Annotated in this window: 13 protein-coding genes; 12 read left to right on the top strand and 1 reads right to left on the bottom strand. The window is 38.0% G+C overall.

Features of this window, described 5'->3' with window-relative positions; translation table 11 throughout:
- Positions 1-74 precede the first annotated feature (74 nt).
- Positions 75-1,775 carry a glycoside hydrolase family 3 protein gene (locus AC07VK_RS08525; RefSeq protein WP_492956012.1) on the top strand — a complete coding sequence of 567 codons (1,701 nt, stop codon included), beginning with the start codon at positions 75-77 and terminating at the stop codon, positions 1,773-1,775.
- Between the two features lie 211 nt (positions 1,776-1,986).
- A complete protein-coding gene (locus AC07VK_RS08520) occupies positions 1,987-2,196 on the top strand; it encodes a hypothetical protein (protein ID WP_492956011.1) in 210 nt (69 codons plus the stop codon).
- Positions 2,197-2,293: 97 nt separating this feature from the next.
- Here AC07VK_RS08520 and AC07VK_RS08515 read toward each other — a convergent pair whose 3' ends face one another.
- Positions 2,294-2,827, bottom strand: a complete 534-nt coding sequence (locus tag AC07VK_RS08515; RefSeq protein ID WP_492963733.1) for a thioredoxin family protein — start codon at positions 2,825-2,827, stop codon at positions 2,294-2,296.
- Positions 2,828-3,033: 206 nt separating this feature from the next.
- Here AC07VK_RS08515 and AC07VK_RS08510 point away from each other — a divergent pair, with 206 nt between their 5' ends.
- The 10 genes from AC07VK_RS08510 (at position 3,034) to AC07VK_RS08465 (ending at position 18,335) form a co-directional block, all read left to right on the top strand.
- Positions 3,034-3,687: a TatD family hydrolase gene (locus tag AC07VK_RS08510; protein ID WP_492956009.1), complete on the top strand. Its 654-nt coding sequence runs from the start codon at positions 3,034-3,036 to the stop codon at positions 3,685-3,687.
- 164 nt (positions 3,688-3,851) lie between these two features.
- Positions 3,852-4,646, top strand: coding sequence for a tRNA threonylcarbamoyladenosine dehydratase (locus AC07VK_RS08505; RefSeq protein WP_492963731.1), 795 nt, complete (start codon positions 3,852-3,854; stop codon positions 4,644-4,646).
- A gap of 97 nt (positions 4,647-4,743) precedes the next feature.
- A complete protein-coding gene (locus tag AC07VK_RS08500; RefSeq protein WP_494939795.1) occupies positions 4,744-5,259 on the top strand; it encodes an endonuclease domain-containing protein in 516 nt (171 codons plus the stop codon).
- A gap of 77 nt (positions 5,260-5,336) precedes the next feature.
- Positions 5,337-8,555, top strand: coding sequence for a UvrD-helicase domain-containing protein (locus AC07VK_RS08495; RefSeq protein ID WP_492963727.1), 3,219 nt, complete (start codon positions 5,337-5,339; stop codon positions 8,553-8,555).
- An 88-nt stretch (positions 8,556-8,643) separates the two neighbouring features.
- Complete coding sequence (locus AC07VK_RS08490) at positions 8,644-11,478, top strand: outer membrane beta-barrel protein (RefSeq protein ID WP_492963725.1); 2,835 nt, start codon at positions 8,644-8,646, stop codon at positions 11,476-11,478.
- A 23-nt stretch (positions 11,479-11,501) separates the two neighbouring features.
- Positions 11,502-14,357 carry a PD-(D/E)XK nuclease family protein gene (locus tag AC07VK_RS08485; RefSeq protein ID WP_492963723.1) on the top strand — a complete coding sequence of 952 codons (2,856 nt, stop codon included), beginning with the start codon at positions 11,502-11,504 and terminating at the stop codon, positions 14,355-14,357.
- A 221-nt stretch (positions 14,358-14,578) separates the two neighbouring features.
- Complete coding sequence (locus AC07VK_RS08480; protein WP_492963721.1) at positions 14,579-15,136, top strand: GNAT family N-acetyltransferase; 558 nt, start codon at positions 14,579-14,581, stop codon at positions 15,134-15,136.
- A 295-nt stretch (positions 15,137-15,431) separates the two neighbouring features.
- A complete protein-coding gene (locus tag AC07VK_RS08475) occupies positions 15,432-16,418 on the top strand; it encodes a pyruvate dehydrogenase complex E1 component subunit beta (RefSeq protein WP_029275017.1) in 987 nt (328 codons plus the stop codon).
- Positions 16,419-16,618: 200 nt separating this feature from the next.
- Positions 16,619-16,993 carry an iron chaperone gene (locus AC07VK_RS08470; protein WP_492963719.1) on the top strand — a complete coding sequence of 125 codons (375 nt, stop codon included), beginning with the start codon at positions 16,619-16,621 and terminating at the stop codon, positions 16,991-16,993.
- Between the two features lie 100 nt (positions 16,994-17,093).
- A complete protein-coding gene (locus AC07VK_RS08465) occupies positions 17,094-18,335 on the top strand; it encodes a DUF4419 domain-containing protein (protein ID WP_492963717.1) in 1,242 nt (413 codons plus the stop codon).
- Positions 18,336-18,532: the final 197 nt, after the last annotated feature.

Raw genomic sequence — 18,532 nt, 5'->3', positions numbered from 1 at the left:
TCGATTAATGGATTGGTTTTTGTTTAATTCGCCTTTTGATTACTAATTTAGCGGCAGCAGATACAACAAAACACGTGAAAAAAAACTTATTTATACTCATTGCGCTTTGTGGCGCTGCATTTTCGGCAAGCGCACAACAGAAAACCTATTTAGAATTACTGGCCAATCAACCTAAATGGGTCGATTCGGTTTTTAACAAACTTAACCGTAGAGAACGTATTGCACAGATGTTCTTTGTTCGGGCACACACCAATTTGGGTAAAAAATATACCGATTCTGTTGGCCAGGTAATTAAAAAAGAACAGTTAGGCGGGGTTATCTTTTTTCAAGGAGGCCCCGGCCGGCAGGTTTTAGCCACCAATGCCTATCAAAAATTAAGTAGGGTACCATTAATTGTGGCCAATGATGGCGAATGGGGCCTGGGCATGCGTTTGGATAGTACCATTTCTTATCCTTATCAAATGACTTTGGGAGCCATCCAAAACAAGGAGCTATTGTATAAAATGGGCCTTGAAGTGGCCAAAGATTATAAACGCATGGGGATGCAGATGAATTTAGCCCCCGATGCCGACATCAACAACAATCCCAAAAACCCGGTAATCAACTACCGCTCTTTCGGCGAAAACAAATACAACGTAACCACTAAGGTTGCCGCTTATATGAAAGGCATGCAGGATGGCGGTTTATTAACTACATTGAAACACTTTCCGGGCCATGGCGATACCGATGTAGATTCACACTACGATCTGCCTCAGCTTACTTTCTCTGCTACACGTTTGGATACCTTGGAGATATATCCTTTTAAAGAGCTGATTAAACAAGGTGCATCTGGTGTGATGATTGCCCACATGAACATCCCATCGTTAGATGCTACACCAAACCTACCTTCTACCCTGTCTAAACCGATTGTTACAGGCATTTTAAAACAGAAACTGGGCTTTAAAGGTTTGATTATCTCTGACGCGATGGATATGAAAGGCGTGGTAAAATATTTCAAAGATGGTGAAGCTGATTTAATGGGTATCATTGCCGGAAACGATATTATTGAGCTATCTGAAAACAGCGACAGGGCCATTAAATTGGTGCGTAAAGCCGTAAGGCAGGATCGTGTAAGCATGGCCGAAATAGACCAGAGTGTGCGTAAAATATTGACCGCAAAATACTGGGCAGGCCTGGCCAAACGCGATACGATTGTAACCCAAGGTGTTGTTGCAGGTGTAAACCGCAAGTCGAGCAATGCTTTGGTACAGGAACTTGCCAATGCATCGGTAACACTGTTAAAAGGTAAAGATTATATCAAGCGCCTCATCCCAATCAGAAGAACCGCCATTATCAGCATCGGTGTACCTTCGGTTACCACTTTCCAAAAAGAGGTTTCGAAAGGTTATTATAATTCTGTTTATTATGTACTGGATAAAGATGCCAGTGCTACACAGATTTCGAACATTGCCCGCGAAATCGGCGCTTTTGACCAGGTGATTGTGGGTATCCACGATAGTCGTGCAAGGCCAGCCAATAATATCCCGCTAAATGCAGGCGTAAAGAATTTTATTAAAGAATTATCGGCAAAGAATGCTGTTTTTGCGCTCTTTGCAAATCCATATAATCTGGCTGGTTTATCAGGCTTAGAAAACAGTAAAGGTTTAGTTGTTGCCTATCAAAAAGAAGATTATATGCAGATTTCTGCTGCTGCCGTAATTAATAACAGATTGGTACCAACAGGAAAGTTGCCTGTAGGAGTGGCGCCATTCTATAAATTTGGAGATGGCCTTTAACCCTCCCCTAAAGGGATGGCTTTAATTCGAAAAAGAATTGCATGCCGGATGAGTAAATCATCCGGCATTTTTTATTTATATATTTTAGCTCCGGAAATACAGCGTTTACGGATAATCAATCTATTGCTTTGCGCTTTCAGCTTTAGTCTTTTAGCTTTCCCTAAAACAATTTTACTTTCAAAACGATTATCTAATATAAAACCTTAATATTATGATAGATCCGGAAAACGACAATTATTCAAACGATCCAAACGATGCTTTACGCAGAGAGGATGATGTAGAAAATATCAACGAAATTAATGGTGACGATACCAGCATTGAACATGATAAAGATCTGCTGGAGCAAGCCGATGAAGCATCGAGGGCTTCTTATGAGTTAAACCTTGATGATGAAGTGGAAGAAGATGATCTAGATGATTAAAAAAGAAAGCCGTTCTGATTTTACATCAGAACGGCTTTTTTATTTTTTAAGTTGTACAGTTTTCTCCCTAAACCTTACACCTTTCTACCCTAAACCTCTATTTAGCCTTCGGCTTATAAGTTTCGGGATTAACCGCAGCGGTTGTCCATCCTTTTAAAAAGGAAGTGATTTTCTTTACATCATGCCCAACCCTCTTTTTACCATTAGCGCCAATTTCTTCGGTTTCTAAGTAAGAAGAATTTTCGATGTGAAGTACTTTGCCTTTCCCATCCAGAATTAAAAATACCGGAAAACCAAAACGTTGAGGGTAGCCTAAGCTCGCTAAAACATTTTCGTTTTTATTTTCAGGGCTGTAATTAACCAGAACGGTTTCAAAATTATCGTTAATGTATTTTTTTAGCGTTGCTGTGCTGTCAACCAGATTATGAAAGGCAATACACCAACTGCACCAGTTACCACCAACCTGCAACAAAACATGTTTATTTTCTTTGGCAGCTTTTGCAACCGCTGCAGCAATTTCACCTTTAGCGTCTGCTTGAGGGTTATAGATATGAACACCTTCTTTTTTCGTCTGACTAAACGCCGCGGTCGAAATTAACACAGCAGTTAATAAAATGATTAATTTTTTCATGATTTTCAATGAATAATAATAGCAAATGTAATAAAGTCTAGGGTTACAATGGATTATTCGCGAATTCTTTACAGAGCAGAAACAGTCCATAGTCCATAGTCCATAGTCCATAGTCCATAGAATGGAACTGCATTGATATGGAAGGTTTAGTTTAATCAATATCTTTACTTTATCCACCTTCCATTTTTATCTATCTTTGTTTTCCAATGGATTTTTTAGACATACACACCCATAAAGTTGCTACCCAACCTGGGGTAATCAGCATTCAAAGTTTGTCGTTAACCAGCGATATCTTTTTAGCGATGCCTAAAACCAAGCCAATTTCTGTGGGACTACATCCCTGGTTTGCTAAAATTGATCAGCTCGAACTCCAGATGAAATATCTAAGCGTTGTGGCTAATCAAACAAACGTTAAACAGATTGGGGAGTGTGGTTTAGACCGGCTGAGGGGTGAAAACCTGGAAAATCAGACCATAATCCTAGAAAATCAGATCGAATTGGCAGAAAAAATTAACAAGCCATTGATTTTACATTGTGTTAAATGCTTTTCAGAGTTAATTTCAATTAAAGAGCGATTAAAAGTTAAAGTACCGATGATTATCCATGGTTTTAACAAAAATGAACAGCTTGGCCAACAGCTACTGGATAAAGGTTTCCTTCTTTCCTTTGGAATAACTGCTTTAAAAGAAAATTCGGGTGCAGCTAAACTGATTCAAAGTACCGATCAATTTTTCCTGGAAACTGATGATTCGGATATCTCAATTGAAGAAATTTACCAAGCCGCAGCCATTTTAAAAAAATGTAGCATTGATGAGCTTAAAGCTCGTATTTTTGCTGACTGGAACAACTTAAAAAGTTAACCACGGAGACAGAAACCAGGGGAGAAAATATTTCCGTGTTAATCCGTGTCTCCGTGGCAAAAATATAATAAAAAACTGACCACAGATTAGCACAGATACACACAGGTAAAAGGCCAAAATCTGTGTTCGTCCTTTTCATCTGTGGTTAAATATAAAAAATTAATATGTCTGATGTTAGCTGGCTTTCGCGCTCTGCCCTCCTTGTTGGAAATGATGGAATAGATAAACTCCAATCGAAACATGTTTTAGTAATCGGCTTGGGTGGAGTAGGTTCTTTTGCTGCCGAATTTATCTGCCGTTCAGGCGTTGGCGAAATGACCATTGTTGATGGTGATGTAGTTGACCCAACCAACCGGAACAGGCAGCTGCCTGCTTTGGCAACCAATCATGGTGTGAGCAAAGCCGCAATCATGCAAGAGCGTTTATTAGCCATTAACCCTGAATTAAAACTCCATGTGGTAAACACTTTTCTTACCCCTGAGAAATGCAGGGAAATTTTAGAATCTGGCTTTGATTACATTATGGATTGCATTGATAGTGTAATGCCTAAAATCACTTTGTTAGGAACTGCGTTAGAAAAGAACATTCCTATCGTAAGCTCAATGGGTGCAGGCGGTAAAATGGACCCTACCAGAATAAGAATTACTTTGCTTCCAGACACCTATCAATGTGTTTTTGCCAGTTATGTGCGTAAAAGATTGAACAAACTTGAAAATGCCAGCAAAATAAAGGCTGTTTTTTCAACAGAAGAAATGGATAAAAACTCTATGATCATGACTGATGGAAGTAATTTTAAACGCTCGGCTTACGGCACAGTTTCTTATCTGCCTGCAGCATTTGGCGGTGCCTGCGCCTCGGTTGTAATCCGCGATCTGCTTGGTCTGCCAATCGAAATGGCCGAGCGCCCTGCAAGAATCAGCCATAAAACACTCAATAAACGGAAGAGTAAAAAAGCCTGATCATGATGGATTGTTGATATCATGATTTCGGGAAAATTTTAAATTGTTGTAAGTTAGGGTAAGATTAAACCACCCCGGGAATAACCCATCTTAAAAAATGCAACAGAAAACTAACCCTCATGCCGGCTTAGGCGCCCAGCATTCCCCTCTCGCAGAGGGGTGTCCGAAGGACGGGGTGTTAAAAAACATTTTGCAAAAAGATATCATAATTAACGGAACAACTTTAAAGCTAACACCAATTACAAATTTGCCTTATCAACCCCGGTTAAAAGAAAGGGCAAAAGCACTTCGCCAAGCTGGAAATTTACCAGAAGTATTATTTTGGATGCAAGTAATCAAAAAACGCTTTCATAAAATAGATTTTGATAGGCAGCGCATAATTGGAAATTACAACGTTGATTTCTACGTCAAACAACTTGGCTTAGTAATCGAAATAGATGGCTGTAGTCATGATGATAAGCAGATTTACGATAAACTAAGAGAAGATTATTTAATCTCTTTGGGATTAAAAGTGTATAGGATTACTGTTGATGATGTAATGAAACAAATGGATTTTGTAATCATGGGTTTAGAAGAATATATTATTGCAGAATATGGAACTCAATCAATCTAGATATTTAGTTAAAGAAAATAATTAAACCACCCCGCCCTACGGCACCCCCTCCAAAGGAGGGGAATTAAGAAAACAATATGCCCCAGTCCCTCAAAATTCTTCAGGCCTCCGCAGGTTCCGGTAAAACCTTCAGTCTTACGGCACATTACCTTACACTGCTTTTCAGTGGAGATAACAAGTATCGCGAAATTTTAGCGGTAACCTTTACGAATAAGGCGACCGAAGAAATGAAAACGAGAATCCTGGAAGTATTACTTGGGCTGGCAAAGGGTAATCCATCAAAAAAAATTGAAGATTATAGAAAATTGATCTTGTTAGCCTACCCGGCAATAAGCCCGCAGGAATTACAGTTTAGGGCGGACAAGATCTACCGGAAAATTTTGCACGATTACAGCCGTTTTTCGGTGAGTACGATTGATGGCTTTGTGCAAAAAGTAATCCGTGGTTTTGCTTTCGAGTTAGGGTTAAATGCCGACTATAATTTAGAAATGAATTATGACAAGGTTAAAGATGACCTTGTAAACAAACTGGACGAGGCTTTAGACCATAATAAACAGCTCTTACAATGGATCATCGATCTGGCTATCGAACGCATCAGCGACAATAAAAGCTGGAACTATAAATTCGAACTTTATAACCTCATTGGAGAAATATTTTCTGAACGTTTCCAGATTTTCGAAGATGCAGTAAGTACCCTCGGTTTGGAAAACATCGATGAATTATTTAAAAAATATATCAGTGTTACCAAGGCAGAAATTAAAAATTTTGAAGAAGAGCTGGTTGCATTAGCAACCGAAGCGAATGAAGCCCTGAACGTAATCGGCGTAGAAACCGAGCACCTCAAAGGAAAATCGAGAAGTCCGCTGGCTAAAATTATTTTGGTGGCCAGGGGCGATTTTTCTAAAATAGAGCCACTTTTCAATTTAATCGACGAACCTGATGAGTGGTTTCAAAAAAATGTAAACTTTCCAGAGGCTTATGATACGGTAAATCCGATCCTCCAGAAATTAAAAACGCATTATTTAGCACATTTACCAAATTACAGTCTCGCCATCGCTTTTAATAAAAATCTTTACTATTTGCGGTTGATGCAGGAAATTGCCGTATTATTAAAACAGTACCGGGCAGAAAATGATAACCTGCTCATCAGCGATGCACAAAAACTGATCTCAGGTATTACCGAAGATGCAGGCGATAACCCTTCTTTTATCTGGGAAAAAGTGGGCAACCGCTACCGTAATTTTCTATTCGACGAATTTCAGGATACCTCTACCAGCCAATGGGGAAGTTTTAAATCGCTCTTAACAAATGCGATGGCTACGCCTAGTCAGGATCTGATCGATCACCTGATTGTTGGCGATACCAAACAATCTATTTACCGCTGGCGCAATGGTGATTGGAACATCCTGCATAAACACGCCAAGTTAGATGTTGGTGCAGAAAATGTATTGGAAGAAAGCTTGGAAGAAAATTATAGAAGTGCCGAGAACATCATCACTTTTAACAATTTCCTTTACAAGGCTATCCCTTTAACGCTGCAGAACGAACTGAACGAAAATCTGGAAAGCAAACCTGAAAGCATTGCTAAATGGTGGCAGGAACAGCATTACCAACAGATTATTACCGATATTTATAGTGGCTCAACCCAAAATTTCGCCACTAATACCTTAAAAGGTGGAACCATTAAAATTAAGAAGTTCGGCAAAGATCATGCGCCTAACGAAGCGCGTTTTACTGAAACCGTTTTCAGGGATATTGCTTTAGATGATATTGTTGAAGAAATAAAGCACCTCAAAAACGAACAACAGTATGCACTAAAAGATATTGCCATTTTGGTTCGTTCGAACAGCGAAGCCTTACTGACGGTTAAAAAATTAATGGGGCATAACTTACCGGTTTTATCTGGTGATGCTTTATTGATTTCGAACAACTCGGCGATACAGCTCATCATCAATACCTTGAAAGTGCTCATCGGTCTAGAATCGCAAACAGCATTATATAAAGCCAATTGTATAGCACTATATCACTCTTTACACGAGAAAGAGATCAATGCCAATTATTATTTAAACCTTAACAATAAGCCTTTAAACACACTCACCGAAATTTTACCTCTAGCTTTGTGCGAGAACTGGCAAAGCTGGTTACAACTTCCCCTACCTGAGCTGGTTGAGATATTAATTGAAAGTTATGGGCTAAAAAACCTGACCGCTAATTTACCCTATCTCTTGGCTTTTAGAGATTTAACCGCTTCTGCCGGCAAGCTTGGCGAAAAAGGTATTATTTCCTTTTTAACCTGGTGGGAAGAAGACGGCATCAAAAAATCACTACCCTCTCCGGAGGGAGCTGATGCCATACAGATTATTACCATACATAAAGCTAAAGGCCTTGCTTTTAGGGCTGTTTTTGTTCCTTTTTGTAATTGGGAAATCAAAGGAAAACCGAATGGTACTTTTTGGGTTTCTTCTGAAGAAACGGTTTATAAAGAGTTAAAAGGCATTCCGTTAAAATATAATGAAGCCCTGGCCGATTCGGCAATCGCGAAAGCATATTATGAGGAATTACTTTATAATAATATGGATGCGTTGAATATGCTTTATGTGGCTACCACACGTTCAAAAGATTATTTGTACATCGCTACGATGGCAAAAAAAGAGCTAAAGTTGTCTAATATCGGCGATGTGATCAATTTTACTTTCGATGAGCAGTTTGATGAAAATGGCGTGTACGAAATTGTTGATTATGTAACCCTTGAAAGTAAATCTAAGGATTCTAATTTTATCAATTTAAAAAGTTACCCTACTACAACCCGCCTATCAGCGCTTTATATCCCATCAGAAGACAAACATTTAAAGCATTTGGTCAATATTGAGAAATCAGGAAGAAAAGGTTCCTTGTTACATGATATCCTGGCCAGTGCCAGTACTTCAAAAGAGGTAAATGATTATATAGGCAATCTGGTTTTGCAGGGCATTATTAAGGAAGAAGAAAGACAGAAATTAATCGATTCAGCGCTTGAAGTATTGAACAATCCTGAACTTCAGGCTATTTTAGGTAAAGCCAGTGAAAGTATCGTAGAAAAAAATATTATTGATGCCCACGGTAAGCTTCATCGGCCAGACCGGGTGCTGATCAATGCCGATGAAGTAATTATTCTGGATTATAAATTTACTTTAGAAGAAAGCGACAAACACATCGAACAGGTAAATAGTTACAGAATATTGCTTTCAGAGATGGGCTATCAAAATATCAAAACCTATCTTTTCTACGCAGTTAACGGCAAGTTGAAGTTGGTATAATAGGTAATTATAAAATAAAAAGCTTATGGAAAATCATTAAATCATCCATCTTAAAACTAAAAACCCGTTTTAACAAATTAACATCTCATTGAAAACCTTTCTGCTCTCACTCTCATCAATCATACTGGTTTACTGCAAGCCAGTTAGTGCACAAATCAATTGCAACATCAATGGTATTGTTGCCGATTCTGCGAAAAAAACGATCAGCAATATTACCGTCAGGCTCTATTTTGGTAACGATTCATTAAATACCAGCACTAATGATAAGGGGTATTTTTCTTTTTCAAACATAAAGGTTGAAGAATTCACTCTAAAGGTAAGTGGCATAGGGTTTAAAACGTACCTGGCAAATTATAATATTAAGGCCGATATGAAAGAAATAGATTTGGGCACCATTATTTTGAAAGGTGGAGAAATCGCACTGGCCGATGTTATCATTAAAGCGAAGCCCGTTGCTATAAAATACAAGCAAGATACTGTTGAATACGATGCAAATGCTTTTCATGTACAGGAAGATGACCGGGTTACTGATCTTTTAAAACAGCTGCCAGGTGTAGAGGTAGATGAAGACGAGCATGTTACGGCTATGGGAAAAAGCATGACGAAACTCCGGGTTAACGGGCAGGACTTTTTCACCAATGATGTTAAGGACTTTATCTCAAAACTACCTGCTGGCATTGTGGCAAAAATACAGGTAATAGATGATTTTGGCGATCAGGCAAACTTTACAGGGATAAAAATTGGAGAATCGCAAAAAATGCTAAACATTGTAACCAAGCCCGGCATGGATAATGGTCAATTTGGAGGCCTATCCATTAATGGGGGTACAAATAAACAAATTGGAAGCCATGGCAATGCTAACTTATGGAATGGCTCGAAACAATCGAGCGCAGGCTTAGGTTATAATATTGGAGACAACGGTGCTGGGCTTTCTCAAAGCAGGAATATCGGAATAAGCCACAGCAATAAAATTGGAACTAATGCCCACTTTGGCCTGAATTATAATTACAATGGAAGCAACAACAATTCTAAAACCTTACAAGCGGTAGAAACCGTTAATACTTTAGGGAAATTAAATAGCCAGATAGAAAACACCAATTACGCGGCAAACAATGGACAGGCTTTGGGTTTAAATTTTAATCAAAGAACAAAAAAGATCTATTTATCAAGTTCGGTTAACTTCAGTTATAACAACAATGATTCGCGTACAGGTTCACTAAATTATCAAACGGGTTTTAGCAGGCAGGACTTTAAAAACAATGCCAATAACAATAATAATTCTCCATCATTGCGTGCCGGTGTAAATTTTTCAAGGAAGCTCAAGAAAAATACTTTATCAGGAAATTTTTCCTTATCAACATCATCAAACCGGTCTGATCAAAATATCATAACCAATACTTCATATTATGATGCAAATGGCACTTTAGAAAAAGACTCTTTACTTAACCGAAGTGTGTACAATAGCAACAACAGTAAACAATTTGGCTTTGGGTTAAGTTATGGCCTCATGCTTAAACAAGATTCGTTAGCAACAAAAAGTATTTCTTTCGATTATAATGGTAGCGTGAATATCATACAGAGCGATCTTCAAACTTATGTGCTCAATCCATTATCAATGGCCTCAGTTAAAGTAGACTCCTTAAGTGTATTTACCAATAATTCAACCATCAATCAGTCGCTTAATCTTTCGTACTATCAATCAGGGAAGAAAAACAGGATAACGGGTGGATTAAATATCAGGCCAAATCTGGTCCGGAATAATTACCCGGAGCTTAATAGCAATTTTAGCAACACCTATATCAACTTTTCTCCAATATTTCACTATTCCAGAAGTATAACCCAATCAAAATCAATATCTGTTAATTATAACGGACAAAACAGTAACCCATCCATTTCACAAATGCAACCGGTTAGGAATACTCAAAACTTACAGAACATTGTGATTGGAAATCCTAATCTGAAATCATCTTTTAGCCATTCTATTTCTTCTAATTTTAATTACTTCGGCAAAAAATCGAATTTTTCTTTTCAAAGCGGGCTAGGTTTCAGCACAACCAGTAATGAAGTTGTTAACAATATCATCATCATCCCCGATACTTTGGGCGCATTTAAACAAGAAACCCGTTTTGAAAATGCAAATGGGAACTATAATGCAAACCTTAACTATAACTTAAATATTCCTTTTAAATCACGTAAATATGTAATCAGTTTCAATGGAACTGCAGGCAATTCAAAAAAAACGGCCATAATCAATAATAATAGAACCTTTAATAAAGGCTTTAATTTTTCACAGAATATCTCAGGCTCGTTTACCGTTAGGAAGTTCAACGCAAATATGGGCATGGGCTATTCGACGAGCACGAACAATGATAATAGTTTAGGAGAATTTTCCACTAATGGCCAAACCCCTTATAACTTACTGCTCAACACAGGCCAGTCTTTTTTTAAGACCAAAAATTTTAACAGTCGCTTTTCGACTTCCTTGAGACTAAAAAACTTAAACCTGAACTTTAACGCCAGCTATAATAATAGTAAGAACGATAACAACAACAATACAGCGCTCAATGTAAATACAAGAATACAATCGTTTAACTTTGGAGCATCGGGTAATGCAACAATATTTAAATCATACCATTTTACTATCAATGCAAATAAGAGAATTACAAAAGGGTATAGCCTAACCAACATTAACCCGCTCATGATCAATATTGGAGCCGAAAAATCTTTCTTAAAGAGCAGAGCGTTAAATTGCAACCTTAGCGTTAGCGATCTACTTAACCAAGGGAACAACATTTCCCAGCGGGTACTAGGGAATTCCATAATAGAGAGTAGAACCAATCAGGTTATGCGCGTTATGACTTTTGGATTGAATTATAATTTATCGACTTTTGGAGGTAAATCGTTCAGATTAAGAAAAGAATAAGTAAAAACAAAATATTTAGAAGGATGATCGCATTTTTACAGGAAGTTGCCGAAGATTTAGTGACCAGATTTGGAAATCAGCTGGAAAACTGTGCCATTGTTTTTAACAATAAACGACCATCGGCCTATTTGCAGAAACACTTCGCCGATATCATTGGCAAGCCTTTTTTCAGTCCCTCTTTTTTTACCATACAAGAATTTTTCGCCAGTTCTACCAGTTATAAAATAGCTGATTTTTATCTCCAGTTCTTTACTTTACACCGTATTTATAACCAGCTGCTTGCCGAAGAAAAACTGGAAAGCATTTCGAGCCATAAGTTTTTTCCCTTGGCCAAAATTATCCTAAGTGATTTTAACCAGATTGATGCCGATCTGGTTGATGCAGAAAAATTGTATCGCGATCTGGAAGATATTTCGGTCATCAATAAAGATTTCGATTATTTAAGCCCTGAGCAATATGAGTTCCTAGCCCAGTTCTGGACATCCTATTCTGAAGGAAAACACAAAAAACAACAGGAACTGTTCATCAAGATGTGGCGCAGGATGCCCAAGCTTTACCATAAATTTCACGCAACGCTTAAAGAGCAGGGATATTTAACCAACGGCTCTGTTTATCGCCACCTGGCCGATGACATTACCAATCACCAGCAGTTTATTTCGAATTTTGATAAGGGTAAAATCATTTTTGTAGGTTTTAATGCTTTGAGCAGCGCCGAAGCTAAAATATTTACCCAGCTACAAGAAGCCGACAAAGCATTGTTTTATTTTGATGCTGATACTTATTATTTGGATGATATATCGCAGGAAGCAGGTTTGTTCTTACGCAAAAACATTAACCAACTGGCTTTAAAAAATGTATTTGCCAACCATGAAAGTTTAATGAAATCTGCAGAACATCATGTGAAGGTTTTCAAGGTTCAGGGGCAATCGGCACAGGCCAAAATCCTGAATAATATTTTAGAGGAAGATTATACAGATAATGAGACTGTTGGTAAAACAGTGGTGGTTTTGGCAGATGAGAGCCTGTTGATTCCTACTTTACAGACTATTCCAACCACCTATAACGGAAAAGAAATCGACCTCAACGTAACTATGGGTTTTGCGCTGTCAACCTCAAGTATTTTTGGTTTGGTAGATTTATGGTTGGGCAGTCAGTTGGAGATTTTACAGCGGGATAAAGTAACCTATAAAAATGTAGAAGCATTTTTAACCCATCCCTTAACAGGACTTACCCAAAAAATGCGGGATAAAATTTTAACCGCATTATTGGAAGAAAACCAGGTGGAGATCGACCATAAACGCTTATTACGCCAAAGCGGACTATTTGAAACTTTCTATAAAAAAATCGATGATCCGCAGCATGTTGTAACTAATTTATTGGATGTGCTCGATTATGTGTTAACACGCTTATCGAATGCGAAAACGCTAAAAAAAATAGACGCCGAACTATTTGTAAAAACCATACAGGAATTAAACAGGCTACACGATACTTTTAGCAACCACATCGGTAAAGAGGAAATCCCCTTTGTTATTTATCTTGTTCAAAAATCACTGCAGGCCATTGCGGTACCGCTTTCTGGCGATCCGTTAAACGGGATACAGGTAATGGGATTACTCGAAACCCGGAACTTAAATTTCGACAAAGTGGTGATTTTAGGCTTCAATGAAGGTCTCATTCCAAAATCATCCATCGGTAATAGTTTTATTCCCGATTCTATACGCCGCGTTTACGGCCTTCCGGTTCTTGAAAATCTTGATGCCATTTCCTCCTATATGGTGTACCGTCTATTACAGAGGGCAAAGAATATCAATTTTGTCTATAATAGCTTAACAGACGAGTCTACTTCAGGTGAAGCCAGCAGGATCTTAAAGCAGCTCGAGTACGAAAGCGGTTTCGATTTCACCTATAATGAGCTTAATCTGGAGGTCAAAACCGAGCCTTTTAAAGAAGTAAAGATCGAGAAAACCAATAATGCCTTTATCCAGGAAACACTTCAGAAATACCTCGATAAAAAGAAAGTGCTTTCCCCATCAGCACTTACGCAGTATATCTCCAACCCAATAGATTTCTTTTTCAATTACATTGCTGGTATTAAAGAACCTAAGGAAGTAAGTGCTGTGGTTGAAGCCAATGAAATCGGGTCGATTTTACACAAAGTGATGGAGTATTTTTACGAGGATTTAAGGTCGGCTGAAATTACTGCAGAGCGGATTAAAGAAAAGCGGAAACAGATTCCCACTTTGATACAAAAAGGGTTTAATGCCGTGATGTTTAAAAATCCCGATACGGTGATGGAATATAAGGGCATGCAAAAGGTAATTTTATCAATTGTTGATGCCTATGTAAACATCATTTTAAATCAGGATGAAGCACAAACGCCATTTACGATCATTAGCCTAGAGCAAAAAGTAGAAGCTGAAATCAGTTTCCCGCTTAAAGGAAGCGAAGCCAGCGTTAAAATATTTGGTTTTATAGACCGTGTTGATGTAAAAGATGGGGTAACTAAAATTATTGATTACAAAACCGGAAATGATAAGTTAACCTTTAAAGACGTTCCTGAATTGTTCAATTCTGATGGTAAACATATCAATAAAGCTTTAATCCAAACTTTATTGTACACCTTTGCTTACGAACAATTCTCGGGCAGAACTTTTGTAGAGCCCAACCTATATGTAGTAAAAACCATGAGCGTAGATGGCGTTTGGTTTAAATCAGGCAGGCAAAGTCTATCAGGAGCTTATTTAGAAGAAATTAAGCCTGAATTTCTTGCTGAGTTAAGAAAAAAGCTAACCGAACTTTTTGAAGCACCTTATTTCGTTGCCAGCACTGTTGAGGATAATTACAAATATTCTATTTATAAAACCTTGTTTGGGAAATAGTTTCAACCGCAAAGAAATAAAGTAAATCGCAAAGCGCGCCAAGTGCTTCGTAAAATAACCATAGCGCACACAAAGTAAGCCGCAGCGTACTCGGAGCTGGATTGAAAAACATCAACTTCGTGCCCTCCGTGAAAATCTCCTTGTGCGTTGTGGTAAAACAAAACTTAGTGTTCTTTGCGAAAAACTTTGCGCGCTTTGCGGTTAATCTCTTAAATTTAAAAATGCTAACCTTAAATTTCACAAAATTCCCGGTTCTTGAAACCGAGCGTTTAATTCTTCGAGAACATGATCTTGCCGATGCCGAAACCCTTTTTGCCATGCGCACCAATGAAACGGTAATGAAATACATTGATAGGGAAAGGCCCAAAGATATTTTTGAGATCAAAGATTTTATCTCACGTTTTAGAAATGGTTACGAAAACGGCGATAACCTCGCTTGGGTAATCGCCTTAAAAGAAAATCCTAAACAAATGATCGGATCCGTAGGTTATTGGCGCACTGATTTTGCTAACCACAGGGCTGAAATTGGTTACATGCTCCATCCTGATTATTGGAGAAAAGGAATTATTTCCGAAGCACTGAAAAAATCAATCGCTTTTGGTTTCGAAGAAGTCAATTTGCATACCATCAGTGCCAATATTAACGTAGAAAATGATGCTTCAAGACAGATGCTAATCAAACATGGCTTTGTAAAAGAAGCGCATTTTAAACAAGATTATTATTTCAAAGGTCAGTTTCTTGATAGTGAGATTTATGGTTTATTAAATCCAAATCATTAAGCCTTAAATATTATCCAGTAAAGATGAACCCTACCTTATTTTTTAAGTATGAAGATGGATATTATTCATTTTCAAGAAGATATTTCGGAAAAAGCATAAGCTTTGATACATTAAGCTAATCAAAAACACAATTGCCCAATATTATTTCTTCTTTTAACAGATAAACAAAAAATACAGCCTCAAAAAGCCTGAATAATTAGGCAGATTGCCTATAATTATTACAAAACATACGCATTTTAGCCTTTGGTTTCAAAGCGATTAATAATTATATTTGCCACCGTTATTAAAATTTACAATGAGAGAAATCCAATTTAGAGAAGCACTACGCGAAGCCATGAGCGAAGAAATGCGTAAAGATGACCGCGTTTTTTTATTAGGTGAAGAAGTAGCAGAATATAACGGTGCGTACAAAGTAAGTCAGGGTATGCTTGATGAGTTTGGTGCGAAACGCATTATCGATACCCCGATTGCCGAACTAGGTTTCGCAGGTATTGCAACTGGTGCAGCAACAGCAGGCCTTATTCCAATTGTGGAATTTATGACCTTTAACTTCTCATTAGTAGCTATCGATCAGATTATCAACGGTGCTGCTAAAATTTTATCAATGAGCGGTGGTCAGTTCTCATGCCCTATGGTTTTTCGTGGCCCAACAGGTAACGCAGGTCAATTAGGCGCACAACACTCTCAAAACTTCGAAAACTGGTTTGCAAACACACCAGGATTAAAAGTGGTAGTTCCGGCTACTCCTTACGATGCAAAAGGATTATTAAAGCAATCAATCATAGATCAGGATCCGGTTATTTTCATGGAATCTGAAGTAATGTACGGCGATAAAGGCGATGTTCCTGCAGAAGAATACTATATCGAATTAGGAAAAGCAAATGTAACCAAACAAGGTACCGATGTAACCATCGTAACTTTTGGTAAAATGTTAACCCGCGTTGTAAACCCGGCTGTAGAAGAATTAACTAAAGAAGGAATCAATGTTGAAGTGATCGATTTACGTACTGTACGTCCTATCGATTATGATACCATTATCGCTTCTGTTAAGAAAACAAACCGTTTGGTTGTTGTAGAAGAGGCATGGCCTTTGGCATCTCTTTCTGGAGAGATTGCTTTCATGGTACAAAAACATGCATTCGATTATTTAGATGCACCGGTTTTACGTATCACCTGTGCCGACGTTCCGCTTCCATATTCACCAACTTTAATCGCAGCAAGCTTACCAAACGCTGAGCGTGTTGTTAAAGCGGTAAAAGAAGTAATGTACGTTAAAAAGTAATTACAAATTATAGTCTGAGTTTAGGCGACGACCAAAACATATAAATCCTCCAAAGCAATTTGGGGGATTTTTTTTATTCCCTCTTTCAGGGCAGAGTCCAAATGTGCTTTACATTGTCAACTATTACACAAATGCGATATCCAGATCAGCGAATAGGTTTTTAAGAAATTTTGTAAATTCAGCTTACAAAACCATCGACTATGGAACAGCCAAAACCAGAAAACATTGACCAATACATTGCTAATTTTCCGGCAGCAACACAAAAGTTGCTACAGCAAATCCGCGAAACTATCCACCAGGCCGTACCAGAAGCCAAAGAAGTAATCAGTTATGGGATGCCCGCCTTCAAACGAAACACCGTATTGGTTTATTTTGCAGGCTATGCTAAACACATTGGCTTTTATCCAACTGGCTCAGGAATCGAGGCATTTAAAGAAGAGTTTGCCCAGTACAAATGGAGTAAGGGAGCTGTACAGTTTCCTTTAGATAAACCTTTGCCGCTAGATCTGATTACCAGAATAACCAGGTTTAAAGCAGAAAAAGATTTAGGGAAAGTTAAAAAGAAGAAATCATAGCGCTTCTGGCATTTTCATCCGGGTAGATGAAGTGTGGATTATGGAAAGCAGCTCAAAAAAGCATCAGTCTAGGAAACCATTTTAAAAAAACGTTAGCCTGATGAAAAAAATACTTTTACTCCTACTCCTCTTTATTTCTACCAAATCATTTTGCCAGAAAGCAACAGTTGTAGAAATTGAAACACTTTCGAAACCAGCAAAACTTATTCCTGTTGTTCCTACTTCGGAAATACTCAAAGTGTTGAAAGCAGATGTAGAAAGAAATATTGAAAATCTACCCGACAGTTTGGTTTATTATGGTGAGCACCCTTTCCTAACGGGCATTTTAAATTCATATATAGATCACAGGCCGTTTGTGATCTCTCCCGATATTTTCTGGTTATTGATCAGCCAGGGTTTTGCCCGGCATATCACTCAAAATGCAGAAGAACTTAGCTCGCAGATGGTAAACTTTGAGGGAAGGAAGACTTTAACCGTTGTTTCAGATAAAATCTGGCTTGGTAACCCCAAATCAGATTGGGCTTCAATTTTTCAGCAATTTAACGCGCAGATTAACGATTATACAGGCAAAAAACTGGTGGGTGTTTTGACCTCCGATTTTAGCACTACCACCCCTACCTCGAAAATTGTAAGCCAGGTTACGATTATGGAAACCGTAAAATCTTATTTCGAATTTAAGGTGATTATTATTGGTTGCGGCATCCCAAAAATTACCATCGAAGGCACCACGCAAGACTGGAAAAAATTACTGGAGAAAACAAAATATCTCTCGCAGTATAAATTAGAGTGGTGGACAAATGAACTCATCCCGGTTATCGAAGAAATAATAGCTGCGAAAAAAGGAAAAGTAAATAAAGATTTCTGGATGAATATGGTAAAATACCATACCGAAAAGAAATATGGAACGGTAAATACAATCGACGGCTGGATTGTAAAGTTCTTTCCTTATACCAAAGAAGGAAACAAAACAGGTTTAAGACCAATTACCAGTGTAAACAATCTGGCTTCGGAAATTGTAAAAGTTCCTTTTATTCTGGAAGATGCAGCACACCACACGAAGCACAATATGGAAATTTGGGCAGGGTTTATCGGTTTATCCCAAAATAACAAAGATTTCACTATGAAACCGGAAATGAGCTGGGCTATTGTAAATAAAGACCATGCACCATCCGAAACTTCCGTTTTTGGCAATAAAACCAGCGCTGATGATCTTTCGATGAGTAACATTAGCGAAATTCCAAAAGAGCTGTATGCTTTAAAAAGCATAGGCACATTGCGGATCAAATTCTTAAAAAACATGCTATTCCTGACGAACTGGGTAAAATTCAAATTGGAAGATTAGAACTTACTGGGCAGGTTACCGAGGCTGAAAAGCAAAGACTTGTAAAATTGTTTCCCAACAACTGGCTGATTATAAATGGGAAAATGATCGAACGCCGGTGAATATAACCCTGGCATTTTCCAAAAACTTACTCACAAATTTCGGTGGAAAACTTCATTCTAAAAATCATTAAATCCCGCAAATCCTGATTAGCTTTG

The organism is Pedobacter sp. GW821-FHT01D05 (genome assembly GCF_059422505.1).
Note: the sequence above shows the minus strand (reverse complement) of the source record. Positions and strands in the feature narration are given on the sequence as shown.

Excerpts from the sequence above, each read along its gene's own strand:
- AC07VK_RS08520 (WP_492956011.1), top strand. The coding sequence starts at position 1,987 with ATGATAGATCCGGAAAACGACAATTATTCAAACGATCCAAACGATGCT.
- AC07VK_RS08515 (WP_492963733.1), bottom strand. The coding sequence starts at position 2,827 with ATGAAAAAATTAATCATTTTATTAACTGCTGTGTTAATTTCGACCGCG.
- AC07VK_RS08510 (WP_492956009.1), top strand. The coding sequence starts at position 3,034 with ATGGATTTTTTAGACATACACACCCATAAAGTTGCTACCCAACCTGGG.
- AC07VK_RS08505 (WP_492963731.1), top strand. The coding sequence starts at position 3,852 with ATGTCTGATGTTAGCTGGCTTTCGCGCTCTGCCCTCCTTGTTGGAAAT.
- AC07VK_RS08500 (WP_494939795.1), top strand. The coding sequence starts at position 4,744 with ATGCAACAGAAAACTAACCCTCATGCCGGCTTAGGCGCCCAGCATTCC.
- AC07VK_RS08495 (WP_492963727.1), top strand. The coding sequence starts at position 5,337 with ATGCCCCAGTCCCTCAAAATTCTTCAGGCCTCCGCAGGTTCCGGTAAA.
- AC07VK_RS08485 (WP_492963723.1), top strand. The coding sequence starts at position 11,502 with ATGATCGCATTTTTACAGGAAGTTGCCGAAGATTTAGTGACCAGATTT.
- AC07VK_RS08480 (WP_492963721.1), top strand. The coding sequence starts at position 14,579 with ATGCTAACCTTAAATTTCACAAAATTCCCGGTTCTTGAAACCGAGCGT.
- AC07VK_RS08475 (WP_029275017.1), top strand. The coding sequence starts at position 15,432 with ATGAGAGAAATCCAATTTAGAGAAGCACTACGCGAAGCCATGAGCGAA.
- AC07VK_RS08470 (WP_492963719.1), top strand. The coding sequence starts at position 16,619 with ATGGAACAGCCAAAACCAGAAAACATTGACCAATACATTGCTAATTTT.
- AC07VK_RS08465 (WP_492963717.1), top strand. The coding sequence starts at position 17,094 with ATGAAAAAAATACTTTTACTCCTACTCCTCTTTATTTCTACCAAATCA.